Below are 23,424 nucleotides of genomic sequence, written 5' to 3'. Positions count from 1 at the left end.
AAATATAGTGTACTTGATGGAAAAGTAAGCCAACAAAGCTGAAATTGTCGGATCTTCATGACCTTTCTATTTTTTTTTGTTATGTTTGAAGGAATTTTTTTTGCTACTAAATTATCAGTAGCCCAAGATTAAAAGGTGTATATGGCATTTTGGCAGGACAACTCCGGCTTTGCTTTACAAGCAGACAGCTGTAAAGTCTTAACAGACGCTAAGCATTATCACAGTGAACTTTTGTCTCTGATCAGTAAAGCGAAGCAGCGAATTTATATCGCAGCACTTTATTTACAAGATGACACTGCTGGCCAAGGCGTATTGGCTGCGTTACATAATGCGTCACTGCAGAATCCAGAGTTAGAAATTAAAATACTGGTAGACTTCCACAGAGCGCAAAGAGGTCTTATTGGTGAAGCTAAGTCCGAGGGAAATGCACGTTTGTACTGTGATTACTTGGAAAAGTTTAATTCTAATGTAGAAGTCTATGGTGTGCCTGTTAAAGCGAAAGAGCTTTTTGGTGTGCTTCACCTTAAAGGGTTTGTGATTGACGACACCGTATTGTACAGCGGTGCGAGTATTAACGATGTGTATCTACATCAAGAAGATAGATATAGACTCGATCGTTATTTCCTTATCGAAAATGAGATGCTAGCCAACAGTTTTACTGACTTTATTGAAAAGCATCTAATCAGCTCGGAAGCAGTCCCCCGTATTGATACTCGGCCTTTAACGCCTTTTAGCGATATTAAACTGGCGCAGAAAAAGTTAATGCGTTCACTGAAGCGTGCCAATTACGATATGTCCAAGGCAACCGAATCAACAGACTTAAATGTCCGTGCATTCCTTGGATTTGGGCGCAGAACAAATAAGCTGAATAGATTGATTAAAACCTTGTTTGACACAACAGAACAAGAGTTGATCCTATACACGCCTTATTTCAACTTTCCGGCTCCATTATTGCGTTCGTTGCGCCGCTTACTCAAGCAAGGTAAGTCTATTACTATTGTTGTTGGCGATAAGACGGCAAATGACTTTTATATTGCGCCAGATAAGCCATTCAGCCGCATAGGGGCTTTGCCTTATTTGTATGAGCGAATTTTACACAAGTTTTTAAAGTCACAAAAAAGGTATATAGAGCAGGGGTTGCTTAATGTGTACCTCTGGAAAGATGGAGACAACTCATTCCATTTGAAAGGTATCAATCAAGATAATCAGGTTCATTTGATGACTGGGCATAATTTAAACCCACGAGCATGGGGACTAGACATTGAAAATGGCATTTTAATTGAAGATAGAAACCAAGTATTAAAGCCATTTATAGACGATGAGAAAAACGCGATTTTATCTCATTGTAGAAAATTAAGTGGGCCAGATGATATCGAAACCTTGCAAGATTACCCTGCACCTGTGCAAAAGATACTAGGGCAGGCTAAACGTGTGAAAGTAGACTTTATCATTAAAAAGTTTATTTAGATATAGAACTGACGAGCGTAGCTCCGTTAGATGAACAGGGCGACTGACTTCAGTCAGTCGCCTTCAAGGCCTATGAATATCTATGGGCCTAAACCATGTTCGCTATCATCTCAACTCCTTTCCCCCTCGAGCAATGCGAGTGACGCCCAAGCGGTTGCTTCATCAGATAAAAATAGATAGGCAGGATCGTCTTTGCTTCGGTTCACACTGATAGAGTATGTTCTCCAAGAGCCGTCAGGCTGTTGATTGTTACGCAGCCAATTGAGAGCGGATGTAATACTTGGATCGTCACTTTTAACACCAGCTTGCATCAGAATATAGGCAATCAAACCAGTTGAATAAGCCTCCGGTTTACGCGCGTCAGGGTGCAGCTTTCTCGGCTTGGTTGGCGCTGTTTTTTCACTGTAGCGCCAATCGTTGAGCTCATATAGGGCCCAACTTCCTTTATTCACTTCATCTCTGTTTTGTTTTTGTAACAACTTACTAATTATTTGATTTTGCTCTTGAGGTGTTAATAACCCTTGCAATCGCGTTGACGCAAAAAGCAACCAAGCTTCTCCAAATAGATTATTTGGATTACGACTGGCTTTGAGCCAGTTTCGCAGTTTATCTACACGACCTTTAAGTGCTGGCAGTGCGTTTTCATTGAAGTAGCCAGGAGCTGTGCCGATAGCAACCGCAGCCTGACAAGCTGCAAAATGCTGTGCTTCTATCGTAGCTAAGGGTTCGTATGTAAAGTTAAACCAATCCCAACCACCATCGGCGCGCTGATGAAGCCAAAGCCGTTCGAAAGCTGTAATCAATAAAGGGGAAGACTGCAAAGCGCCTTCTCTGGCTTCTTTCATCGCGAGCAAGTAAGTGGTATTAATCGCTTCACTACCGCGAGACTGAGTCAATCTGCCGGGAGGATTTACAAACCATGGCGCAACGCCTGGGCCGGCAACAAGGCGGCGACGTATGTTATCAAATATGCGCTCATTCAGTCCTGCTCCTTGTGTAAGCTTAGGACGAACGAGTGTGTAAGTGTGTGTTGTGTGACAGGCATTGCATTGTACTGCGCCGTTATGGTCTGTAGGCGTTTGTTTAATTGGATAATCGAGCCACCACAGCGCTCTATTATCGAGCCACTGAGCGGCTTTGATTTTATTCCATTGAGGCGGTTTGTCTGATGTTTCAATCTGGCCCCATGCCAAAGAAGAATTGAAAAGCATCATTGGTAGCAAATACTTAAGGCCATATGAGCCAGATAATGAGATTGAATTTTGCGTTTTGCAATGTATTGTGCGTTTGTTTTGCATAATAGCTTTAGGCGCAATTGCCTAACCCCATTTAATTTTAAAGCAGTACACCGAATGTAAGTTCGAACTAGTAACAAGAGTAAACTTTGACGGACTGGAGTTAGTAATCATCAAATTGTTTATTTTGGGCTTTGACTAGTGGGTAATCGATTTCCGTTTTGGCGATCATATGGTAGTAAGTTGTAAAGATGTTCATAGCAGTGTGTGCCACAATTTCGCTGATCTCAGCTTCCGTTAGTTTCAATTCTTTTAACTTGATAAACTCGATATCATATACTTGCCCGCGGGATTCGAGGATATGATTAACAAACTCTAATATACACTGTGTTGTTGATTCTTGAGACTTACCCTTTAAGTTAAGTGCCATTTCCTTTGTGCTTAGACCTGCCATTTCTCCGATGGCAGTGTGTGCTGATGCGCAGTAATCACAGTTGTTTTTGCCAGCCACCGCTAATGCAATTTGTTCGCGCAGAGCGGGCGTTAAACTTCCTCTAGCCAACGGGCTACTCATACCAAGAAATGCTTCTAGTACCACATGCGAACTTGCGAGTGTTTTGAAAGCATTCGGTATGCCACCAAATTGCTTTTGAGCGAGTGCTAGTACTTCTTTGGTTTCACCCTCAGCAATATTTGGATCAATCGGTTTGATACGAGTCATAGTTACACTCCAATTATGATGTTTAGCGAAATAAAAGCGTCTATGAACAGATAAAATAAACAGGAAGTAAATATAGACCTCTGTACTTTAAACCTGCTTCAGACGCCATATATTTTGAGAACAACAAGCCTGCTAAACAATGTTGGAAGGTATAGGATTTATGTCAAACCGTATTATCTTGGCATTATTTAAGACGCACAAAGCCAGCTAGTATAGACGTTGGGGGTATACTAGCTTGGACTTGTAAAATATTTGATTAGTAACTATTTTTGTCTTCTTAATTGGCCAGGGCTGACACCGATAATCTTTTTGAAAGCCTTGCTAAATGAGGCTTCTGAACGATAGCCAACTTGTTCTGCAATACTGATCATAGACTCTTTCCCTTCTTTCAACAGGTCCTGAGCGATATGCATTCGCCATTGACTCAGGTACGACAGAGGCGTCATACCGATGATTTCATGAAATAGATTAGCAAATGCTGAGCGTGACATACCAACAGAGTGTGCCATCCGCTCAACTGTCCAGGCTTGGGCTGGCTGTTTGTGGATCAGGCTTAATGCATGACTAAGACGCGTATCAGCGAGCGCCCTAAAGTACCCAGTACCAGAGTGTTGTTTGTTCATATGCCATCGAAGTAATTGAATGACAAGCACTTCGGTTAGACGATCAACTATGACGGTGCCCCCAGGTAATGTTGAACGGGATTCATGGGCCAGCATATTGGCGAGGTTGTTTAACCATAAGAGTGAGGGTTCTTCATTTGTTTTAATATGCAAAAAATCAGGCATATCTCTTAGCAGAGGCAGTTGGATATGCTGTTGATATTTAAAGTATCCACATAAAAGGGTGGTATTGTTACCATCCCCAGTAAATGGATTTTCGTTATTTTGGATCTGCGTTAGTAATTCGTCACCTGATACACATACGCCATTTGGTTGGTCGCCAATTTGGTGAGCAGATCCCGTGGGGAAGGCGACAATATCTCCAGTTGAGAGGTAAGTGGCATGCTGTGATTCAGGCATGTTTAGCCAAGCACTGCCCCGCACCACAAAATGAAAAGTACCATAGTCTGTCTTTTGCTCCTTTATGCCCCAAGGTGCGGAGAACTCAGTGCAAAAGTAACTGCTAGCTTGGAGACGAAGCGCATTTAGGATATCTGATAATGCGTCCCCCCCAATTAAACTGTTTCCAGCATTGGGGACCTGATCATTAGATTGGGGTTGAACATGATTAAACACTTGTTTACTCCCATTGGTTAATGTGAACTAAAAAAGTACGATTGGACATTTATGTTGCACTAAATATCATAGTTAGTACAAGGAAAAACTATAAAATTGTTGATTCTATCGTTTATTAAAGTGGAGAGTATCACGATGAATGAAACAGCAAATGAAGTAACAGGTTGGAAATGGACAATGTATGCTGGGTTAATACCTTTGATGGCGGGGTTATTTATGTTATTGACTTCAAATATCTCTATGTCGAATGATATGTCGCTTTGGACATTTGTTATTCACAACTTAGACTTTAGTTTTTCTCAGCTTGCAGCAGTCGATCCGCAAGCGGGTCCATTTGTTGCGTTTTTAGCGATGCTTGCAAGTGTTAACATTGTTTCAGCAGCCGTGCCCATTATTCTTATCTCTATATTTGCTCTTAGAAAGGGGCAAAAATGGGCTTGGTATTACCTTTTGTTCATGCTTGTGTGGGAAGGCTTTAATGATGTTTATAGCGTGACTCAGTTTTATTTTGAAACAGGTGCCCCCATGTTTATTATGCCATGGCTATTTTGTATTTTGATGGCGACAGGTCTATATAAAACACGCCAGCAGGTTTTTAATCAGTAATATACAGTATAAGTCGGGCATAGTGACATATATGAGCGGGTTGCAATGACCCGCAGTCGTTTTTAAATAATACAGGCGTCATGTAGTCAATCAAAATTTTTCATGGCATAGGTTCAATCGCGAAATATCACTCCTCGCTATGCCTGAGCGTTAAGTGGTACCTTTCTACGCCTTTCTTCATTCCAACTGTCTTTTTTCCATATCTAAAACACATGTTGCTGGCTTTATTACCGGACACTGGTGGGATTTACTTTTAGCAATTTTATTGCAGCTTACAATCAAGTTTAATTTGTTTATTTCCCTTTATATTTGTACGAATAGACAAGATTTTAGTTCATATGGTCATGGTTCATACAGAGCAGCTGGGAAATAATCTATAGCGAGCCGTTGATAGATGACGTTATTTTTGCAGCTGGCCTGAAATATCTAGGGGCGAATGGCAATAGATAGATGAAGTCGCGACATGCAAAGCATTAAGCGTAATGACAGCCGCCGTTTTGTTACGTTTCTGGACACGGCAATGAGAATTCGAAGCTTATTCATTTTTTAAGGAGGCCGCCTATGCTCACTAATTCAATTAATTCTATGCACAAGATTGGACAAGGCACTGCTCTGCTGGGAGTAGTGCTGCCATTATTGCTAATTGGGATACTCAAGTTCACCCCTACAGAAGTTGAGGCATTGAAACCAATTATCAATGGCACCCCTTGGTTAACTTGGTTATATGCCTTATTTGGCTTTGAGGGAGCGTCTTATTTTCTCGGTGTGTTTGAGATAATTACGGCTACTTTATTAGTCATGTCGGTTTGGTCTGCACGTGCAGGTATTGCCGGCGGGGCTATGGGTGCGATGACTTTTTTGGTGACGGTGAGCACTTTACTTGTGCTGCCTATATGGGAGGAAAAAGAAGGCGGATTTCCATATGTCAATTTTTTAGGTCAATTTTTAATCAAGGATGTTGCGTTGTTAGGTATTTCAATATTAGTAGCGACTCACTGCTTTGCGCGTTTACGTGCTCGCAGCTGAGCCAATGAAGCAACTCAAATATAAAAAAGTAAGGGGGTATAGAGCAAAAATTTAAACCGCAAAACCCACTTTTTAATAGCAACCCGGTTTATAGGAGACCACCATGATTAAATTGCTAAAAAAATTACCCAATAAATCAGCTATGGCGGCGATAGCTTTTGCTATTGGTGCAAGTATAAGCGCTGCCCCGGCTGTTGCGAGCCATCACTTTGAAAGTAAATTGGCTCAGGAGCATCCGCAGTTTGATCTGACTGACATGTTTGTGTTTGACTCTGAGCGACGAGGTTACACTGCATTTATGATGGATGTGAATCCAACAACGAAAGGCAGCGCAGCTTTTGGTGAGAAAGGAGTATACAGCTTTCATATTGCCAGTGATAAATCTTTTGGTAGTGGTGGAATGACTATTACAGCACATTTGGAAGGAAATCAGTTGGTTTTTGGGCTCGTAGATGGCGCGAATCAGGCCGTAGGTACAAAAGGTAAAGTATTTGGTAGGGCTGGAGTAGGCAAAACTGTTAAATTTAAAAATGGCGTGAAAGTATGGAGCGGAGCAGCACGAGATCCATTTGTAGGAAACTCCGAAGGTATTGTCGGATTTTTAACCACACTGATTGGCAAAGGTAAGCTTGAATTGTCCCAGTTCAATAAAGGGGTTGATTTATTTAAAGACTTTAACAGCAGCATCATTTTAGTTGAGGTGCCTAACAAAATGTTGCCTAAAAGTATTCATGTGTATGCGAGCAGTGCTATGTACAATGTTGACCAGTGGGTGCAAGTGAATCGAGTGGCAAATCCGCTTGTCACGCATATGTTTTTGGCAAATAACAAAATGGAAGTGAGTGAACATATTCAACACCGCCCTGATAGTGATGTGACTCGCAGATATGCGATATCTGGGATGGTACTAAGGGCTGTCGCATTGGATGGAAAAATATCTAATCCTGTAGAGTATGCGGACTCGGTGGCAGCACAATTGTTACCTGATATGATTTCTTACAAGGTGGGCAGCCGTGCAGAGTACAGCTACCCTAAAGTTAATGGTCGTAAACCCAGTGATGATGGTATGGACGCCGTGCTGAGCTTAATGGTTGGGCGCAAGGTGACTGATCATGCAAACACCTTTAATCGACACCCTGTTAAGTTTCCATACGTAGTACCAGTGCAGTAATAGGCTAATTATATTTTACCCCGACCATGGTGTTTCTCAATTTTGAGATGCACCATTATGGGTATGAAAGCCTTCGCTTAAACAGCCACTTAAATATACTAAGTGTGTATTGCAATCTGATATCTTAGGTACGATATTATGGCTTATACCAAAGATCTAATTGATATTATTTTGTCAGGATTTCGCTACACAGGTAGCGTCATTAACCACCCGACGTTTCAAAATGCATTTCATGATTTTGAAGCATTAAATCGCGATCGGATGCCATTTCATTACATCGAAAGGGGTGAATGTGTTATTTCTACAGCAAACAAAGACTATCATCTGAAAGAGGGGGATTTCATCGCGATATTACGGCCGACTCACCACCACACACTCAAAAGTGCTCGTGCTCAAATCCCCCAAACAACAACTTTGATATGCGGCTATTTCGAATTCTTAGCGATGTACAACAAACCCTTCTTAGATAGCTTACCCGACGTAATTGTTATTAAAAAAGAACACATGTCTGAGTCCAGAAGGTTGGCCATGGTGATGCAGATGTTAGTACAAGAAGTAAATAGTAAGAAATATGGAGCAAACGTAGCGGCAAAGTCTTTGACAGAATTGCTATTTACGCTCATTTTACGATATGTGTTGAACTCAAGTTTTGTTGATAGAGGGTTAATCGCAGGGTTAGCTCATCCACATTTGTCGAAGTCACTGGCCGTTTTTCATAAAGATTTCTCTTCGCCTTGGACAGTAAAGCAACTTGCACATGCTGCTGGCTTGTCTCGCAGTAAATTTATTGCGTGTTTTAACCACATTATTGGCCAGTCTCCTGGTACATATATGACACAGTGGCGCATGATTTGGGCCGCAAACCAACTGGCGCAAAGCGACAGAAGCATTTTTGACATTGCGCTGAGTGCAGGGTATCAGTCTGATGCGGCATTTAGTCGAGCATTTAAGCAATTTTATGATTTGGCGCCTTCTGCCTATAGAAAAGCGGCAATAAATGTCGCCTACTAAGAGCGACACAGATTTTAATAAAGGAATGTTGCTGGTGAGATAATAATCCATGCTCTCTGTGCATGGCGAGTTGTTCGATATTGCAATGTTAAATAAAAACGATTAGTCAAATTGTTAGAACTTTCGGGGAAAAACCAGAATACAGTTTTTTTTATACTTTTATCTCCAATTAAATATATGCGGTGATGAAAGTGAATATAGCAACCAAAGTTTCAAAAACACGTTCTACAGGTTTTAATCAGACACATCAAAAACTATCACTTTATTATAGGCCCAGTTGTCCCTACTGCCACTATGTACTTGGCGCACTAAAAGCCCACAACATTAACATTGAACTAAGAAATATTACAGACAGTGCTGAGTATGAAACCGAATTGATTAAACATGGGGGTAAACGGCAAGTTCCCTGTTTGTTGGTTAGGGGAGAAGGTGCTGACAATTGGATGTATGAATCACAAGATATAATTGACTACCTTTTGCTCACCAATGACAGTGATGCTGCCGATTCAGAGTGCTCTGGTGAATAGAGGTGATGTCAGCAGTCAAATCTCAGAGCACTTTTATTGCGTTACTCTTGGTCGCAATAAGCGTGTTTTCTGCGCAAAGTCAAAGTAGAGGAAGTGCATTAGCCATTGATTATATTCAAGGGGAAGGCGGGACTTCGGGCGTTAAGCTAGCTTACTTGGAAAGGCTAATGACCTCGTCTGATTTGTTGGCGAGTTTCGATGTATCACTTGAAGCAAGCATCAACCTATGGGATAGGGAAAAATACCATATCAAGGAAACTAATCTGGTGTTTGCCATTTCTCCAATACTTCACTATCAGGTAATGAGTTTAAAAAATGGCGCTGCAATTTTTGCTGAGCTTGGTATTGGCGTGGCGTATGTAAAAAATAAGGTATTTGTTGGGAAAAACATCGGTAGTCACTTACAGTTTGAAGATAGAATTGGAGTTGCGATGAAGTTTGGTGAAAAGAATAAGGATATTATCGCCTTACGCTATTTACATTATTCTAATGCAGGGATAAAGCGTCCCAATCCGGGGCTGGATTTCATTAGCCTTTCTTTTACGCGACTTTTTTGAGGTAAGTAGCTAAAGGCAGGCTATTTGAGCCTAAAACCGGGGACTTTTTTGTCGGGGTCAATAGGGATGTTAAGCGCGAGAGTTAAAGTCGACAAAAACATTGCATGTGCACAGGTCGCCATGATTTCAACGACTTGTGCTTGGTTGAAACCACAAGAAAGCAATGAAGCTTGGTCATCAATGACAAAATTGCATAATCCTTGACTGCGGTTTTTGGCCACCGTAATAGCGCAGTGATATTGATCAGGAACGACTCCTTGAGATTTATTGTCGACGATTTCGATCAAGGCGTCATAGTCTAAGTTTTTAGCAAGAAATAGTGTATTGTATGCGTGTAACTCTGCACAATAAGGTGAGGCTTGTTCACGTGATACCGTGAACATGATGAGTTCTTTTAATAACACAGGCAAAGTTCCGTTTTGATATAAATCAGCCCAAATAGCGCAGGTAACTTTAAGTGAGCTATAGTCATTACCTAGGTAAAGTGCCCAGTTGGGCAAGTGTTCAAGTTTAAATTGTTCCAATATTGCATCATAAAGCTCACAGACACGTAAGGAAGCATCTTGGTATAAAAGCTGCTGCACTGGCATTGATTAACCCCTTCTGAGTGAATACACCAACAATGATAGGTATTATCATTGTTGGTGTATTCACTTGCGCATATTTTGCTTGTTCAAGCGTTTGTCCTGATACATCCGTTCATCGGCTAAGGCAAAAATACCCTTGGCCGTTTTATCCCCTTCGCTGGAGGCCGCAAATCCGATACTAGCACCTACTTGCTCAAAACCTCTTGCAACAACGTTTGCAATAGCCTGATTTAAGCGTTCTTTGAGTACTTTTGCTAAGTCTAAGTTAGCGAGGTAGTAAATAACGACAAATTCGTCGCCGCCTATCCTGTAAGCTCTGTCACTATCTCGGCACGCAGCTGAGAGCTCTTGGGCAAAAGTTTGCAGCAATTTGTCTCCTTGCTGATGACCCAGTTGATCATTAATTTGTTTCATTCCATCTAGGTCAATAACAGCTATGACGAATTGGTTTTTACTATCCGTTGTTTGCGCTTTAAAAGCTGCTGCGATATCTCTATCAAATGCCAATTGATTGAATACGCCAGTGAGATTATCTCGCTCTGCGAGGTGTTTGTGTTTCTGTACTTCTTGCTCTTTTTGTTGCAATGAAATCGCTTTTCCGATGATCACTGATGCCATGTGTAAAACGTCTTCTGCCAGTGACCAATTTACGAAACTATTATCATGCATCAAAAAAATATGCCCCACGACACACCCTCTAGAGTCTTTGTAGACATACCCTGCGTATACTTGTGCGCCAATTTCTTGTATGTGAGTGTCGTTTGGGAATAGCTCGGTGAGGTTTTCAAATCGCGTAAACTTCTGGGTTTGTTCGACAGACTCACAGGGAACACCTGCAAGTGAATAGGTAAAATTGTCCACCAGTTGGTTTGTGTCCCAATGAGCTAATACTTCAACTGTACAGTCAGGTTTAAATTTATTGACTGCCACCCAACGCCAGCCAAGTAGTTCGCCCAAAACACGAGTGATAGAAGTAAATATGCTTTCTTCGCAATCTACACAGCCCAAGATACTCTTTAGGATCTTGTCCTTAAGGTCGTAATACGATTGCTCTTGAAAGAAGATCACAACTTGATAGTTCGACACTTGTGCAATAGAGACATTGCCGCCTTCAATTTGACACTCGTGAGATTGTCGGTTCCGCTCAGATACCAGTGTCTGAACCGCATTTTGGGATGTTTGCTTAGTGAATTGCCACACTCGATTGGCGAAGATCTTTTGCCCACGGTTATCAAACACTGCGGCGGGCTCTCTAAGCTCTTTTAGCAGCAATTGTAAATTATCTAACAGTGGTGTTGATTGAGTATGTTGGCCCATGGCTGTGCCTGCAAGATGATATACCATTGAAAACTATAGTTGAGATAGCCCAACTTGGCACGAACAAGGAGCGAAGAGAATCCTGATACGCTATCAATTGTGACAGTTGCGGTTATTCAATAGGTTAAGGACGATCTGACATGAAAAGCGGTTTCTCAAGCATATTTCCAATCGGGCTATTTAGGCACAATGAATAGAGAGTTAATTGGCGATATGTGCTTGCAGCCTCAACAGCTAAAAGTGCCTTGAACTGAATATTGAGCTAGGTACTCAGGAGTGCAAATCAATGGTGAATCGTGTGTGGGTATTATTATCAGGAACGCTGTCGTTACCTATATTGGCTGGCAGTGATGTTGATATAGAAACGATCTCGGTTTCTGGTCATAACATAAATTTAATTGGCCGCTCTATCTCGGCTTCGGAAGGTGTTGTTGGTCAAAAGGAAATCTCAGTTCGTCCACTAGCACGCAGCGGTGAAATTATGGAACTGGTTCCAGGTATGATTGCTACGCAACACAGTGGATCTGGAAAAGCGCTTCAGTACTTTCTTCGCGGGTTTAGCTTGGATCACGGTACGGACTTTGCCACTTTTGTTGATGGTATGCCAGTAAATATGCGCTCCCATGGCCATGGACAAGGTTATACAGATATGAACTTTGTGATCCCAGAAACGATTTCTACTTTGGCATATAAAAAAGGCGCTTATTACGCTGATGTTGGTGATTTCAGTGGTGCTGGTGGTGCATCTCTATCTACTGTGGCTGTATTAAACCAAGGAGTGGCTGAAGTTACGATTGGAGAAAATGAATTTCGTCGCTTGTTACTAATGGATAGCCTACAAATACAAGGTGGCAATGCTATTTTGGCATTTGAGGGGAATAATTATCGTGGTCCTTGGTTAGATGTGGATGAAGCCGTTGAAAAATTAAATGGGTTATTCAAATACACCAAGTCTATAAAAAATGGTGTGATGACGCTCAACTTTATGGCCTATGACAATCAATGGAATAGTGCAGATCAAATACCAGCGCGAGCCGTAGAACAAGGCATTCTAGATCCACTAGGGTCTTTAGATAAAACGCTAGGCGGCGCGTCCGACCGATACAGTTTTAGTGCAAACTGGGAAAATGAAAGCTGGCATGCATCAGCGTTTGTAATTGATTACAGTTTGGCACTGTGGTCCAACTTTACTTATTTTTTAGATGATGCAGATTCTGGGGATCAATTTGAGCAAGTCGATGAGCGACGAATATATGGCGGTCATGTTAGCTACGAGTTTTCTAGCATGTTGAATAATACACTCATGTTCAATACGTTAGGTACGCAAATTCGTATTGATGACATTGACGAAGTCGGCTTATATAAAACTAAACAAAGGCATAGATTGGGCACGGTTCGAAGCGACCGCATTAAAGAGTCCAGTGCCAGTCTATATTGGGACAACAAAATAGATTGGTTTAATAATTTTTCTACTGTTTTTGGGGTCCGCTACGACTATTTTGATTTTGACGTCACAGATAATGCTGGTGAAAATTTTTATGGACACAATTTAAACGTCAATAGCGGTAAACGAAATGACGATTTAACTTCGCTAAAGGCAAGTCTTATCTATGATCTCTCTGAACAGTGGCAAAGCTACTTGTCATTCGGACAAGGGTTTCACTCAAATGATGCGCGGGGGACAACGATTCAAATTGATCCTGTGTCGGGTGATCACGTTGACACAGTTGATGCATTGGTAGAGTCCTCGGGTTATGAATTAGGGTTTAGAGGTTTTATTGATGACAAAGTCAATACGTCTATCTCTTTTTGGGCGCTGGATTTAGACAGTGAATTATTGTTTGTTGGCGACGCTGGCAATACTGAACCGACCGATGCATCAACTCGTAAGGGTGTTGAGGCTACCATGTACTTCCGAATGAGCGACTGGTGGAGTATTGATATTGAGTATGCATATACTGATGCTCAATATCGCAATAAAAATGCGAAGGAAAAGTATATTCCTGGCACCGTAAAGCACGTGTTGCAAGCAGGGTTGAATTTTGAAGAAGGCCAGCATTGGTTTGGCAGTATCCGTGTTCGGTACTTCGGTGAACGTCCATTAACTGAAGACAATTCGGTTTCATCTGGTTCCAGCACTATCTGGAATATGCGTATTGGTTATCGCTTTGATGACTGGGTGATAAAAGCTGATATTTTAAATTTGACCGATAGCCGCAATCACGATATTACATACTTTTATCAATCGCAGCTGGCGAATGAAGCAGCACCAGTTGACGATGTGCATCACCACTCGTTTGAGCCTCGTGCAATACGTATCTCTACAAGCTACCAATTTTAACGTTAGGGCAAACTTAAAGCTCAACATCAAATCTAAAAATACAGTTGGACATAATTGAAGTCGCATCGGACATACACGGTTCAAAGGTCATAAGGAATAATACCTTTAAAGCGATATACAAATGATTGCTACAAGATGAAATGACTTTATTTGGTGATTTAGGGAGCTCTTCTGATATGAACTTGACACCCGTCGATCGCTATACAATCTTAACTTACTGCACTGTAGGGTGTTTACACAGTTACAAGCGAGGGGGGATGGCGAGCATTTACACAGGAATTGAAGCAAAGCCTGTATGTTCGAGAGAATAATTCATAGGCGACTGACACATAAAAGACTTTTCAATTAGGTAGCTTATGAGTAAACAGCAACTGAGCAGGAATAACAAAATTACACATTTAATCGCGGAATACCTCAGGATCCGAGCGCGTTCAACTGCGCTATGTGAAAGACTTGAGGTTGAGGATTATACAGTTCAACCCATTGCGGATGTAAGTCCACCTAAATGGCATTTGGGGCATACAACATGGTTTTTTGAAGAGGTTATCCTAGTAAAACATATGGTTGATTACTCTAGGTATCATCAAGGGTATCGCACGCTGTTTAACTCTTATTACAAGTCAGCTGGCGCACACTGGTTGCAAAGCCAGCGGGGTGAACTTTCGAGGCCAACCGTCAGCGAGATCATGAGTTATCGAAATTATGTAGATAAACAGCTAGTGAACTTTTTATCGACTGCTGAAGTAGACAGCGCCATTTTATCTTTATTAGAAATTGGATTGCATCATGAGCAACAGCATCAGGAATTATTGCTCATGGACATTAAATATATTTTGGGTTGTAATCCTCTTTCTCCCACTTATTTTGAGTCTTCTCTAGACAATACCCATATTGAAACAGCACCTTGGCGCTCATTTGACGAGGGGATGTACGAAATCGGTGCTACAGACAGCAGTTTTGCATACGACAATGAAAAGCCGAAGCATAAGAGCTACAACTATGCATTTGCCATGAGCGAACAGTTAGTTACAAACGGGGAGTACTTGGACTTTATTCAAGATGGAGGGTATGACAGAGCAGAACTTTGGCTGAGTTTGGGGTGGGATTGGTCAAATGACAATAAAATTGGCCATCCTTTATATTGGCAAAAAATAGATAATGAATGGTATGAGTTCACATTGCATGGATTAATGCCATTAGCGCTCAATCTCCCTGTCACACATATTAGTTATTTTGAAGCGGATGCGTTTGCCAACTGGAAAGGCAAGAGGTTGCCAACGGAACAGGAACTAGAGGTCTACCTGTCAGCTAGCTCTGATCTTGAGAGGATATCCAATATTAAAACGCAAAGCGCAAAAAGTGCAGACATTTTTCACCCTACATCAAGTGACATGCCTTTCGGGCAAGTTTGGTGTTGGAGCAAAAGCCACTACTCGGGCTACCCAGGTTACAAACCCTATCAGGGCATGCTTAATGAATACAATGGTAAGTTCATGTGCAATCAGTTTGTTTTGAGAGGTGGATGCGTGGCTACACCCAGTGATCATTACCGCCATAGCTACCGAAACTTTTTTGCCCCCCATCAACGCTGGATGTTTTCAGGCATTAGATTAGCGAAGGATATTTAATGACACACTTCAGATTACTCACGCAAGACTCGCACGGTGAAAATACGCAAGATGACCAGCTGGCAATCGAGGTATTGACAGGCTTGAGTGCTTCACCAAAACATTTGTCAGCAAAGTACTTTTATGACGACATTGGGAGCGAAATTTTTCAGAAAATTACTCAACATGAAGACTATTACCTGACTGCCAAAGAGGTCGAAATTTTAACCCGAATAAGCGGGCAGCTCGCACAATTAGTTGATGAGCAAGAAATTGATATTATTGAGCTTGGCGTGGGGGATGGTCACAAAAGTAAGTTGATTATAGATGGTTTTTTACAAAGTGGTTGTAAAGTAAACTTCTATCCTATTGATATTTCAGAAAAAGCCATGGTGATGTTACAAGAGAACATCATACCGGATGACAAGCTGTCGATTCATGGCGTCGTTGCAGAGTACTTTGAAGGGCTAAAGCTTGTTAGGAGCCAATCAAGCAACAAGCAGTTGGTACTATTTTTAGGCTCTAATATTGGCAATTTTAATCGTGAGCAGAGCCAAGGTTTTCTGAGAAAACTCTGGATGAGTTTAAATGCATCAGATTACATACTGATCGGCTACGACTTGAAAAAAGACGTGAACAAGCTCACTGCGGCATACAATGACAGAGCTGGACTGACAGCACAATTTAATCTCAACTTACTGCACCGAATCAACAAAGAGCTGGGTGGCAACTTTCAGTTGGAAAAGTTTCAACACTTTGGCGTTTACAACCCTATTTTGGGTGCTATGGAAAGTTACGTGTTATCAACCGAAAAACAGGACGTATATATAGAGGCGTTGCAACGCACGTTTCATTTTGATGCATATGAAGCCATTCATTTAGAGTACTCGTTTAAATTCACACAAAGTGATATTGAGTGTTTATGTCAACAAACAGGTTTTAAAGTCACTAAGCACTTTACAGATGAACAGCATGATTTCGTCGACTCTCTTTGGCAAGTTGTTAAAGATGGCCAGTAACGCAGGCTGACCACGAGCAATTACGGTATTTTTAGACGGGAAAATACATTGTTAAAAACACACTTTGAAGACATCCAAAAGAATGAAGTTTTTGTTCGTCAAGTGTTTTGCTCGGGTCGTTATAGAGGGGGGGCTGCTCATGTGAAACTGTGTGCGAACTTAGCAGAGTTTACTGATGGTGGGTACCTCCAATCAGTTGCCATCCGTAATGGGGTGGCTGCAACCGCTTTTATATTTGTTCAATCTGACGGCCCACATTTAATTCGTTGGTTTTCACCCCATGGTGAGATTCAATTTTGTGGTCATGGAACTTTAGCAGCCGCAGATGTATTGATAACGTTCCTGAATAGCTCACAAGAGACCCTAAACTTTCAATCTGCAAGTCACTCAATTTGTGTGAAAAGGACGGCTTTAAGTAAATATATTATGTTTCTTCCTCAGCCCGAACTGAGAATAAGCTCACTAACGCATGATATGCGTAACATTTTTGAACAAGAGGTAAGAAATTTAAAACAAACGAAGCCTGAAAATGGCTATTTCGTAGCTCAGTTGCCAAATAAAGATAGTCTATTAAAGTTTGATTTTGCAGTAGATAAATACTGTCAAACTACACGCAGAGCGCTAGTTGTAACGGCACTAGATGATAATCACTCACACACTTTATATTTTAGATATTTTGCACCACAGTACGGAGTCAAGGAAGATTCTGCAACCGGATCTGCTGCACCACTTTTGGCGGTATATTGGCAGTTGCCCAGCCACCAAGTTTTCGACTGTTTTCAATTGTCCAGTCGCGGTGCTTTTTATCAAATATCGCGAGAAAGTAATCAAGTATGTGTTTTTGCATGCGTACAAACTCCTTCATAACATTAAATTTTATCTAGCTCGCTAAACAAAAAATCCAGTTTTAATTTTTTCAACATCGTCATTGACCTCAACTTAGCTTGAGGTTTTATTGTGCGCGTACTTTATGAATTGACATCCATTAAAAGAGGTTTGACGTATGAAAATAAAAGCTTGGATAGCAACTGTTGTCATGATAGCTGCACTAATAGGCACCATGGGGTACATAAAGTGGATTGAAATGTCTGCTATTTTAGCGGCTGCATCAAATACCCCGGAATACTCTGAGACCGTGGAGGCTACCCGAGTTGAAAAGGCGACATATACACAATCCGTTGCCGTAATAGGCAATGCTGTTGCACCTGATCATGTTGTGCTGCTGAGCGAAACATCAGGCGTGATCAAAGCGGTCAACTATTCATCTGGAGAGCGGGTTAAAAGCGGCGAGGTTATCATTCAATTAGATATTCGCAGCGAACAAGCTACCCTCAAGGCTGCTATTGCAAAAAAGAAACTAGTGTCTTCGAATTATAATCGTGTCAAAGCGCTTAGCGCTCACCAAGCGATCAGCCAAGAAGAGTTGGATACCGCACAGGCCAACCTAGTAGTCATTGAAGCCGAAATAGAAGCAATCAAAAACATAATTAGGAAAAAGACTATCACAGCGCCATTTGACGGTGTATTGGGTATCCACTCAGCGAAAGAGGGGGAGTTTTTAAATGCCAATACACGTGTTGTGTCAGTCACTGGCGACCTCGGTTATATGTGGGTCGACTTTTATATTCCGCAGACATATCACAAGCTAGGTGTTGGGAATCAAGTTCATTTACAAAAAGTGGAAGAATCAACGGTTCCATTACAGGCAAACGCAAGTATTGTCGCAGTGGAAGACGCGCTTCAAGCAGGGATCCGAAGCCGCAAGTACAGAGCGAAAGTATGGCGTTCTGCTTTGGAAGTCGATGCAAATGAAGCCCTGTCGGTTCATGTGCCGGTGAGACAATATGACAATGTTATTAGCGTGCCTAACATGTCTGTTCTAAGGGATGTTTCAGGAGGATATATTTTCGAATTAATACCTACAGGTGGTAATGAGCAATTCAGAGCTAAACGTCGACAGGTAGAAATTATTGCTTCGGATGAACATGTGACATTTTTAAAGCCGAGTGTGGCACCTAACAGTTTGGTTGCAGCACCTGGTGCATTTAAGTTGTTTGATGGCGTGTTGGTAAATATTGTCAGTCTACCAACTGCTCTGGCTGGTAATTCGACTCCATTGGACAAGGAGCTATAAGATGGAAATTTTCGTAAAAAAGCCAATCTTGGCGATTGTCTTATCTGTTGTTATTTTGTTGAGTGGTCTACTTGCCGCGACTAAAATCTCCGTTTCTCAGTTTCCTAAGATTGAAAGTACCTCACTGGTTATTTCTACCCAATATAGTGGTGTATCAGCGCAAACCGTACAAGGGTTTGTAACAGATCCCATAGAACGGGTCGCGATGACAGTTCCGGGTGTTGACTTTGTTGATTCTACAACTATTGCAGGCTCATCCACAGTAACAGCGTGGCTCAAATTAAATCAAAATAGTACAGACGCGATGGCTGAACTCAACTCAAGGCTTAGCCAAATAAAGTTTGAGCTGCCCGAAGGCGCAGAAGACCCTGCTGTTACCGTTTCTCGAGTCGACAGACCCGGTGCAACCTTTTATTTAGATGTTGAGGCACCTGATCTGAGCCGAGCTGAACTCACTGACTTTCTTAGTCGTAAAATCACACCACTACTGTCAGGCATTAATGGCGTGCAGAAAGTAGATTTAGAAGGGGCAAGAAACCCTGCGATGAGAGTGTGGTTAGACCCGATAAAAATGGCCGCATTTAACATTGGCAGTAATGAAGTATATGACGCGATGAAAAGCAATAACGTAGTCGCTTCGCTAGGTCGTGCGAAAAATAATGCGCATGAGATAGATTTCTTAAGTAACGCAACCATGAAAACGGTTAATGACTTTGAAATGATGATCATTAAAAAGTTTGATGGCGGATTCATTCGGTTAATTGATATCGCGAGAGTAGAGAAAGGAGAAGATAGGGGCAGGGTAGATGCTCGAATCAACCAACGTCAAACCATTTACCTGTCTGTTTATCCGCTACCGGGGGCGAATGAAATCGAAATCGGTGATGCGCTGTATGCACAGTTGGAACAAATTAATGCAAGTTTACCGCAAGGCATCAAAATCAATATTAGCTTTGACGGTACACTTTATATGCGAGATGCCTTGCAGGAAATTTTTACAACCTTGCTAGAAACTGTGGTGCTTGTCGGTATTGTTATTCTGTTTCTTATGGGATCTTTTCGCTCGGCGATTGTTCCTTTAGTGACGATACCCATTTCAATTCTAGGCAGTATTGCTGTGATTTTAACGATGGGCTTTTCACTTAATTTACTGACGATTTTAGCGATTGTACTTTCAGTGGGATTGGTCGTTGACGATGCCATCGTAGTGGTTGAAAACGTTGCCAGACACATGCGTCAAGGCAAATCTCGTCTCGCAGCTGCGCTGATAAGTTCCAAAGAGCTGTTTTCACCAATTGTGGCAATGACAATAACTTTGGCCGTAGTGTATGCGCCAATTGGCTTTGTCTCGGGCCTCACGGGCGCTTTATTTAAAGAGTTTGCGTTTACTTTGGCAATCGCTGTTTTCATCTCCGGTATTGTTGCTGTTACTTTATCTCCGGTGATGAGCGCATTTGTGCTCAATGAAGGCGGCGCAGAGAGCAGTTTCACCAAACGGGTAAACCAGTTTTTTGACAGACTCGGGTTGATGTACGCCAAGGTATTAAAAGCAAGCTTTAGGTATAAAGTACAAATCGTTTTCACATCAATTGTCTTGAGCTCTTTGATGGTGCCATTTTATTTGTACTCGGCGAAAGAGTTAGCGCCAGTTGAAGATCAAAGTTCAGTATACATTGTTTCGGATGCACCTCCCGCTTCTACGTTGGCTTATGGTACTGAATATATGTCTAAAGCTGTTGATACTTTGAGTCAAAACCAAGGCATTGAAGCTATTTGGCAAATTATACGCCCGGGCAATGCATTCAGTGGCATCAACTTTGTTGATTTTGAACAAAGAGATGAGTCAGTACAATCCATGCTACCTACATTATATGGGCAGTTATCTCAGATTTCCGGTATTAAAGTGTTCCCGGTTTTGCCCATGCCTTTGCCAACAGCTGGAAAGTTTGACGTGGAGCTTGTGGTGCAATCTCAAGATAGTTATGAAGAAATGTTGAATTATGCATATCAATTGGTTGGTGCGGCATATGAAACGAACATGTTTCTTTTTGTAGATACTGATTTGAAGGTGGATCGGATGCTCGCACATTTTGAATTTAATCATCAACAAATGGCTGATTTGGGGTTGGATGTATCAAATGTTGTTAATCAAGTGTCTTCTTTACTGTCTGAGCAGGCGGTTAATCGGTTTGATGCTGACGGTAAGGCATACCGTGTCATACCTATGGTTGAACATAAAGATCGTCGTTTCGCTGAAGCAGCATTAGGGTTACATATAAAACTACCCAGTGGTGAGCTTATCCAGTTGAGTTCAATCGCGACGCTTAAAGAGAGAGTTGGACCAAGGCAAATGGGGAAATTTAATCAGCAAAATGCATTTAGAATTCTTGGCGGAGTGGCCCCCGGGGTGACGGCGGAGCAGGCACTTAAAGCGCTTGAAGAACAAGCCCGACATATTTTACCTGATGAGTACGCGCTAAATTATGCGGGAAACAGTCGTCAGCTGAGAAAGCAAGGCAATAGCTTTTTAGCGACATTGGGCGTCGCCATTCTAGTAGTCTACTTGGTACTTGCAGTGCAATTTAACAGTTTTAGATCGCCATTGGTAATTTTATTGGGGTCGGTACCGTTAGCGATATCTGGCGCTATGTCATTTAGCTTTTTCAATCTAACAAGTATGAATATCTACGCCCAGATTGGGCTTATTACATTGGTTGGTTTAATCGCAAAAAATGGCATTTTGATCACTGAGTTTGCAAATGAATTATTAGCGCAAGGGAAGTCCAAGAGTGAAGCGATTATTGAAGGGGCGGTAGTCAGGTTAAGGCCTATCATGATGACAACCGCAGCGACCGTGTTGGGGCATTTCCCTTTGGTGTTGGTTACAGGTGCAGGCGCAGAGGCAAGAAATAGCATAGGGATTATTCTGGTTGCTGGTATGTTGATAGGCACAGTGTTCACATTATTTGTGCTGCCGACGGTTTATATGTTACTTGCTAAAAACGTTCAACAGATAAAAAGTGAAAACAGTCAGCTTCTCACTGCGAATAATTAATAGTGATGCTCAGGTAAAAGACGTGTATTGCATCTCTTTTACCTGGGCACTGTAAATAATATCCGAATTGTATATTTGTAATCACTTTTTCTAAAACAAACCAAAATATCATATTGTTTCATTTGGGTGCTTTTAAGCGCTGATATATTCCAAGTATTCAGACCTTTTATTTAATTCGATCCTCTTTTAGTTGGTATGGCAGAGCTGCCATATTTGGTCATTCTACGACTAGATTCTTGTTTTTCCGTCTTTTTTGCTCTTGTCGTTAAAAGTTATTTTAAGTGCTTGACCTCAACTTAACTTAAGGTTTTAGAGTGGCAGTATAAGATTTGAGGCAAGCTGGACTGTAAGGAGCCGCGACTTAAATCGATAACTTATGATTAATTAATGAGGGCTTTAAATGAATATACTGGCATTTGGTGCAAGCAATAGTAAAAAATCAATAAATCAAAAACTGGCTTTCTATGCTGCCACACAAGTGAATGGCGCGACTATTTCTCTAATCGATCTCAATGACTACGAAATGCCAATTTATAGTGAGGACAGAGAGAAGGAGTTTGGTATACCAGAGCTAGCAACTCGGTTTTACAACAAAATAGCAGAGGCCGACTTAATTGTGGTTTCATTTGCAGAATATAATAGTTCATATACTGCCGCTTATAAAAACTTGCTTGACTGGACATCGAGAGTTGGCATGCAAATTTTTCAGCAAAAGCAGGTACTCATGCTGGCCACATCACCGGGGGCAGGGGGAGCAAAAAAGGTTTTATCATCGGCTCAATCATCAGCCAGTAGCTTCAGTGCTAACCTTATTGGCGCTATATCGCTTCCTAGTTTTTATGACAATTTTGACTTAGAAACAAATACGGTTACGAGTGATTCGTTTAATTCTCAGTTAATAGATTCATTTAAGAGTAATGACATTGAGCCTGTTAATTTAAGCAAGCGCCAACAGTAAAGCCGAGGTATACCTATGAATAGCGAGTTACTAGCAAAGTACTTTAATAGAATTAACCTTAAAACTGATGCGGTTGTGGATATTGATTCACTTTTCCATATTCATGAATTGCAACATGAGTTCATCCCTTTTGAGAACCTCGACATTATTGATGGCAACCCCATAGATTTATCTAATGAACATGTATTTAAAAAGCTGGTGGACAAACAGCGGGGAGGATACTGCTACGAATTAAATGGCTTGTTATACCAAGTTTTAAAGACCATTGGCTTTGAGGTGACGCAAGCATTAGGCAGAGTTCATTTGTCAGACAAACCTACAGGGCGAGGGCATCTTATTAATTTAGTATCAATAGAAGGCCAGCAGTGGGTTGTTGATGTAGGGTTTGGTGCAAATACACCGAGAAAACCATTACCTCTTGTTTTTGATCAGGAGTTTAATACCGACAAGCAAGTTTTTCGATTCGTCAAAGACACCACTTTTGGTGTGATGCTACAAAGTAAAATTGAAGGTGGTTGGCAAAGTCTCTACAGCCTTGACATGAGCTATGTCTGTGAGGGAGATATTGAGTATGGTAATCACTTTGCTTCTACCGGCTCTAGTTCTTTATTTACATCGAATATAGTGCTGGTAAAGCGTACAAAATACGGAAAAAATATTCTATTTAATAATAGGCTAAAAATTGACACGCAAGACGAAACCATAGAGACAATATTGGACAGTGAGCAGCTTTTTAATCGAGCCTTGAAAGAGCATTTTGGCATCAAAAAGAAAATTGCTTACGAAAAAATAGCTGGTTACGTCAATTGGGCTGAATAATTTAGAGCGATTAATATGGTGTTGGATC

20 protein-coding genes are annotated in these 23,424 nt (G+C 41.4%); 15 read left to right on the top strand and 5 right to left on the bottom strand.

What is annotated here, in order from left to right; genetic code table 11:
- Positions 1-141 precede the first annotated feature (141 nt).
- The gene (gene pssA / locus QNM18_RS08760) at positions 142-1,467 is read left to right on the top strand and encodes a CDP-diacylglycerol--serine O-phosphatidyltransferase (protein WP_211010141.1); all 1,326 of its coding nucleotides are present in this window, start codon (positions 142-144) and stop codon (positions 1,465-1,467) included.
- Between the two features lie 110 nt (positions 1,468-1,577).
- Here the strand turns inward: pssA and QNM18_RS08755 are convergent, their stop codons facing one another.
- The 3 genes from QNM18_RS08755 to QNM18_RS08745 all read right to left on the bottom strand — a co-directional run bounded on the left by QNM18_RS08755 (position 1,578) and on the right by QNM18_RS08745 (position 4,661).
- The gene (locus QNM18_RS08755) at positions 1,578-2,681 is read right to left on the bottom strand and encodes a prenyltransferase/squalene oxidase repeat-containing protein (RefSeq protein ID WP_284136927.1); all 1,104 of its coding nucleotides are present in this window, start codon (positions 2,679-2,681) and stop codon (positions 1,578-1,580) included.
- Between the two features lie 184 nt (positions 2,682-2,865).
- Positions 2,866-3,423, bottom strand: coding sequence for a carboxymuconolactone decarboxylase family protein (locus QNM18_RS08750; RefSeq protein ID WP_284136926.1), 558 nt, complete (start codon positions 3,421-3,423; stop codon positions 2,866-2,868).
- Positions 3,424-3,686: 263 nt separating this feature from the next.
- The gene (locus tag QNM18_RS08745) at positions 3,687-4,661 is read right to left on the bottom strand and encodes an AraC family transcriptional regulator (protein WP_211010138.1); all 975 of its coding nucleotides are present in this window, start codon (positions 4,659-4,661) and stop codon (positions 3,687-3,689) included.
- A 135-nt stretch (positions 4,662-4,796) separates the two neighbouring features.
- Here QNM18_RS08745 and QNM18_RS08740 point away from each other — a divergent pair, with 135 nt between their 5' ends.
- From QNM18_RS08740 to QNM18_RS08715, 6 genes are all read left to right on the top strand, one after another.
- Positions 4,797-5,267: a hypothetical protein gene (locus QNM18_RS08740; protein ID WP_284136925.1), complete on the top strand. Its 471-nt coding sequence runs from the start codon at positions 4,797-4,799 to the stop codon at positions 5,265-5,267.
- A 561-nt stretch (positions 5,268-5,828) separates the two neighbouring features.
- Positions 5,829-6,293 carry a DUF417 family protein gene (locus QNM18_RS08735; protein WP_284136924.1) on the top strand — a complete coding sequence of 155 codons (465 nt, stop codon included), beginning with the start codon at positions 5,829-5,831 and terminating at the stop codon, positions 6,291-6,293.
- A 103-nt stretch (positions 6,294-6,396) separates the two neighbouring features.
- Entirely contained in the window at positions 6,397-7,464 is a 1,068-nt protein-coding gene (locus QNM18_RS08730) for a DUF4331 family protein (RefSeq protein ID WP_284136923.1), read from the top strand.
- Between the two features lie 138 nt (positions 7,465-7,602).
- Positions 7,603-8,475, top strand: a complete 873-nt coding sequence (locus tag QNM18_RS08725; protein ID WP_284136922.1) for an AraC family transcriptional regulator — start codon at positions 7,603-7,605, stop codon at positions 8,473-8,475.
- 191 nt (positions 8,476-8,666) lie between these two features.
- On the top strand, positions 8,667-9,002 hold the full coding sequence (locus tag QNM18_RS08720) for a glutaredoxin family protein (RefSeq protein ID WP_211010133.1): 336 nt from the start codon (positions 8,667-8,669) through the stop codon (positions 9,000-9,002).
- 5 nt (positions 9,003-9,007) lie between these two features.
- A complete protein-coding gene (locus tag QNM18_RS08715) occupies positions 9,008-9,559 on the top strand; it encodes an acyloxyacyl hydrolase (RefSeq protein ID WP_284136921.1) in 552 nt (183 codons plus the stop codon).
- Between the two features lie 20 nt (positions 9,560-9,579).
- Here QNM18_RS08715 and QNM18_RS08710 read toward each other — a convergent pair whose 3' ends face one another.
- Together QNM18_RS08710 and QNM18_RS08705 are read right to left on the bottom strand one after the other, a co-directional pair.
- Positions 9,580-10,149 (bottom strand): carboxymuconolactone decarboxylase family protein, encoded by a 570-nt coding sequence (locus QNM18_RS08710; RefSeq protein ID WP_284136920.1) that lies wholly within the window; start codon positions 10,147-10,149, stop codon positions 9,580-9,582.
- Between the two features lie 60 nt (positions 10,150-10,209).
- Positions 10,210-11,490: a GGDEF domain-containing protein gene (locus tag QNM18_RS08705; protein ID WP_284136919.1), complete on the bottom strand. Its 1,281-nt coding sequence runs from the start codon at positions 11,488-11,490 to the stop codon at positions 10,210-10,212.
- 259 nt (positions 11,491-11,749) lie between these two features.
- On the opposite strand from QNM18_RS08705, the gene QNM18_RS08700 reads away from it, so the two are divergent.
- From QNM18_RS08700 to QNM18_RS08665, 8 genes are all read left to right on the top strand, one after another.
- Positions 11,750-13,804 (top strand): TonB-dependent receptor, encoded by a 2,055-nt coding sequence (locus tag QNM18_RS08700; protein ID WP_284136918.1) that lies wholly within the window; start codon positions 11,750-11,752, stop codon positions 13,802-13,804.
- Positions 13,805-14,160: 356 nt separating this feature from the next.
- Entirely contained in the window at positions 14,161-15,432 is a 1,272-nt protein-coding gene (egtB, locus tag QNM18_RS08695) for an ergothioneine biosynthesis protein EgtB (protein WP_284136917.1), read from the top strand.
- On the top strand, positions 15,432-16,430 hold the full coding sequence (locus tag QNM18_RS08690) for an L-histidine N(alpha)-methyltransferase (RefSeq protein ID WP_211010127.1): 999 nt from the start codon (positions 15,432-15,434) through the stop codon (positions 16,428-16,430). Before egtB ends, QNM18_RS08690 begins: the two co-directional genes overlap by 1 nt.
- Positions 16,431-16,478: 48 nt before the next feature.
- Positions 16,479-17,297, top strand: coding sequence for a PhzF family phenazine biosynthesis protein (locus QNM18_RS08685; protein ID WP_284136916.1), 819 nt, complete (start codon positions 16,479-16,481; stop codon positions 17,295-17,297).
- Positions 17,298-17,433: 136 nt separating this feature from the next.
- Positions 17,434-18,564: an efflux RND transporter periplasmic adaptor subunit gene (locus QNM18_RS08680; RefSeq protein WP_284136915.1), complete on the top strand. Its 1,131-nt coding sequence runs from the start codon at positions 17,434-17,436 to the stop codon at positions 18,562-18,564.
- 1 nt (position 18,565) lies between these two features.
- Entirely contained in the window at positions 18,566-21,619 is a 3,054-nt protein-coding gene (locus QNM18_RS08675) for an efflux RND transporter permease subunit (protein WP_284136914.1), read from the top strand.
- A gap of 400 nt (positions 21,620-22,019) precedes the next feature.
- On the top strand, positions 22,020-22,577 hold the full coding sequence (locus tag QNM18_RS08670; protein ID WP_284136913.1) for an NADPH-dependent FMN reductase: 558 nt from the start codon (positions 22,020-22,022) through the stop codon (positions 22,575-22,577).
- A 15-nt stretch (positions 22,578-22,592) separates the two neighbouring features.
- Positions 22,593-23,396, top strand: a complete 804-nt coding sequence (locus tag QNM18_RS08665; RefSeq protein ID WP_211010122.1) for an arylamine N-acetyltransferase family protein — start codon at positions 22,593-22,595, stop codon at positions 23,394-23,396.
- Positions 23,397-23,424 lie beyond the last annotated feature (28 nt).

Source organism: Pseudoalteromonas obscura, from assembly GCF_030135505.1.
Classification (GTDB): domain Bacteria; phylum Pseudomonadota; class Gammaproteobacteria; order Enterobacterales; family Alteromonadaceae; genus Pseudoalteromonas; species Pseudoalteromonas obscura.
This window is presented reverse-complemented; position numbering and strand designations above follow the sequence as displayed.

Coding starts and splice junctions, on each gene's coding strand:
- QNM18_RS08725 (WP_284136922.1), top strand. CDS start 7,603: ATGGCTTATACCAAAGATCTAATTGATATTATTTTGTCAGGATTTCGC.
- QNM18_RS08715 (WP_284136921.1), top strand. CDS start 9,008: ATGTCAGCAGTCAAATCTCAGAGCACTTTTATTGCGTTACTCTTGGTC.
- QNM18_RS08670 (WP_284136913.1), top strand. CDS start 22,020: ATGAATATACTGGCATTTGGTGCAAGCAATAGTAAAAAATCAATAAAT.
- QNM18_RS08700 (WP_284136918.1), top strand. CDS start 11,750: ATGGTGAATCGTGTGTGGGTATTATTATCAGGAACGCTGTCGTTACCT.
- QNM18_RS08750 (WP_284136926.1), bottom strand. CDS start 3,423: ATGACTCGTATCAAACCGATTGATCCAAATATTGCTGAGGGTGAAACC.
- QNM18_RS08665 (WP_211010122.1), top strand. CDS start 22,593: ATGAATAGCGAGTTACTAGCAAAGTACTTTAATAGAATTAACCTTAAA.
- QNM18_RS08735 (WP_284136924.1), top strand. CDS start 5,829: ATGCTCACTAATTCAATTAATTCTATGCACAAGATTGGACAAGGCACT.
- egtB (WP_284136917.1), top strand. CDS start 14,161: ATGAGTAAACAGCAACTGAGCAGGAATAACAAAATTACACATTTAATC.
- QNM18_RS08705 (WP_284136919.1), bottom strand. CDS start 11,490: ATGGTATATCATCTTGCAGGCACAGCCATGGGCCAACATACTCAATCA.
- QNM18_RS08730 (WP_284136923.1), top strand. CDS start 6,397: ATGATTAAATTGCTAAAAAAATTACCCAATAAATCAGCTATGGCGGCG.
- QNM18_RS08690 (WP_211010127.1), top strand. CDS start 15,432: ATGACACACTTCAGATTACTCACGCAAGACTCGCACGGTGAAAATACG.
- QNM18_RS08680 (WP_284136915.1), top strand. CDS start 17,434: ATGAAAATAAAAGCTTGGATAGCAACTGTTGTCATGATAGCTGCACTA.
- QNM18_RS08710 (WP_284136920.1), bottom strand. CDS start 10,149: ATGCCAGTGCAGCAGCTTTTATACCAAGATGCTTCCTTACGTGTCTGT.
- QNM18_RS08740 (WP_284136925.1), top strand. CDS start 4,797: ATGAATGAAACAGCAAATGAAGTAACAGGTTGGAAATGGACAATGTAT.
- QNM18_RS08755 (WP_284136927.1), bottom strand. CDS start 2,681: ATGATGCTTTTCAATTCTTCTTTGGCATGGGGCCAGATTGAAACATCA.
- QNM18_RS08675 (WP_284136914.1), top strand. CDS start 18,566: ATGGAAATTTTCGTAAAAAAGCCAATCTTGGCGATTGTCTTATCTGTT.
- pssA (WP_211010141.1), top strand. CDS start 142: ATGGCATTTTGGCAGGACAACTCCGGCTTTGCTTTACAAGCAGACAGC.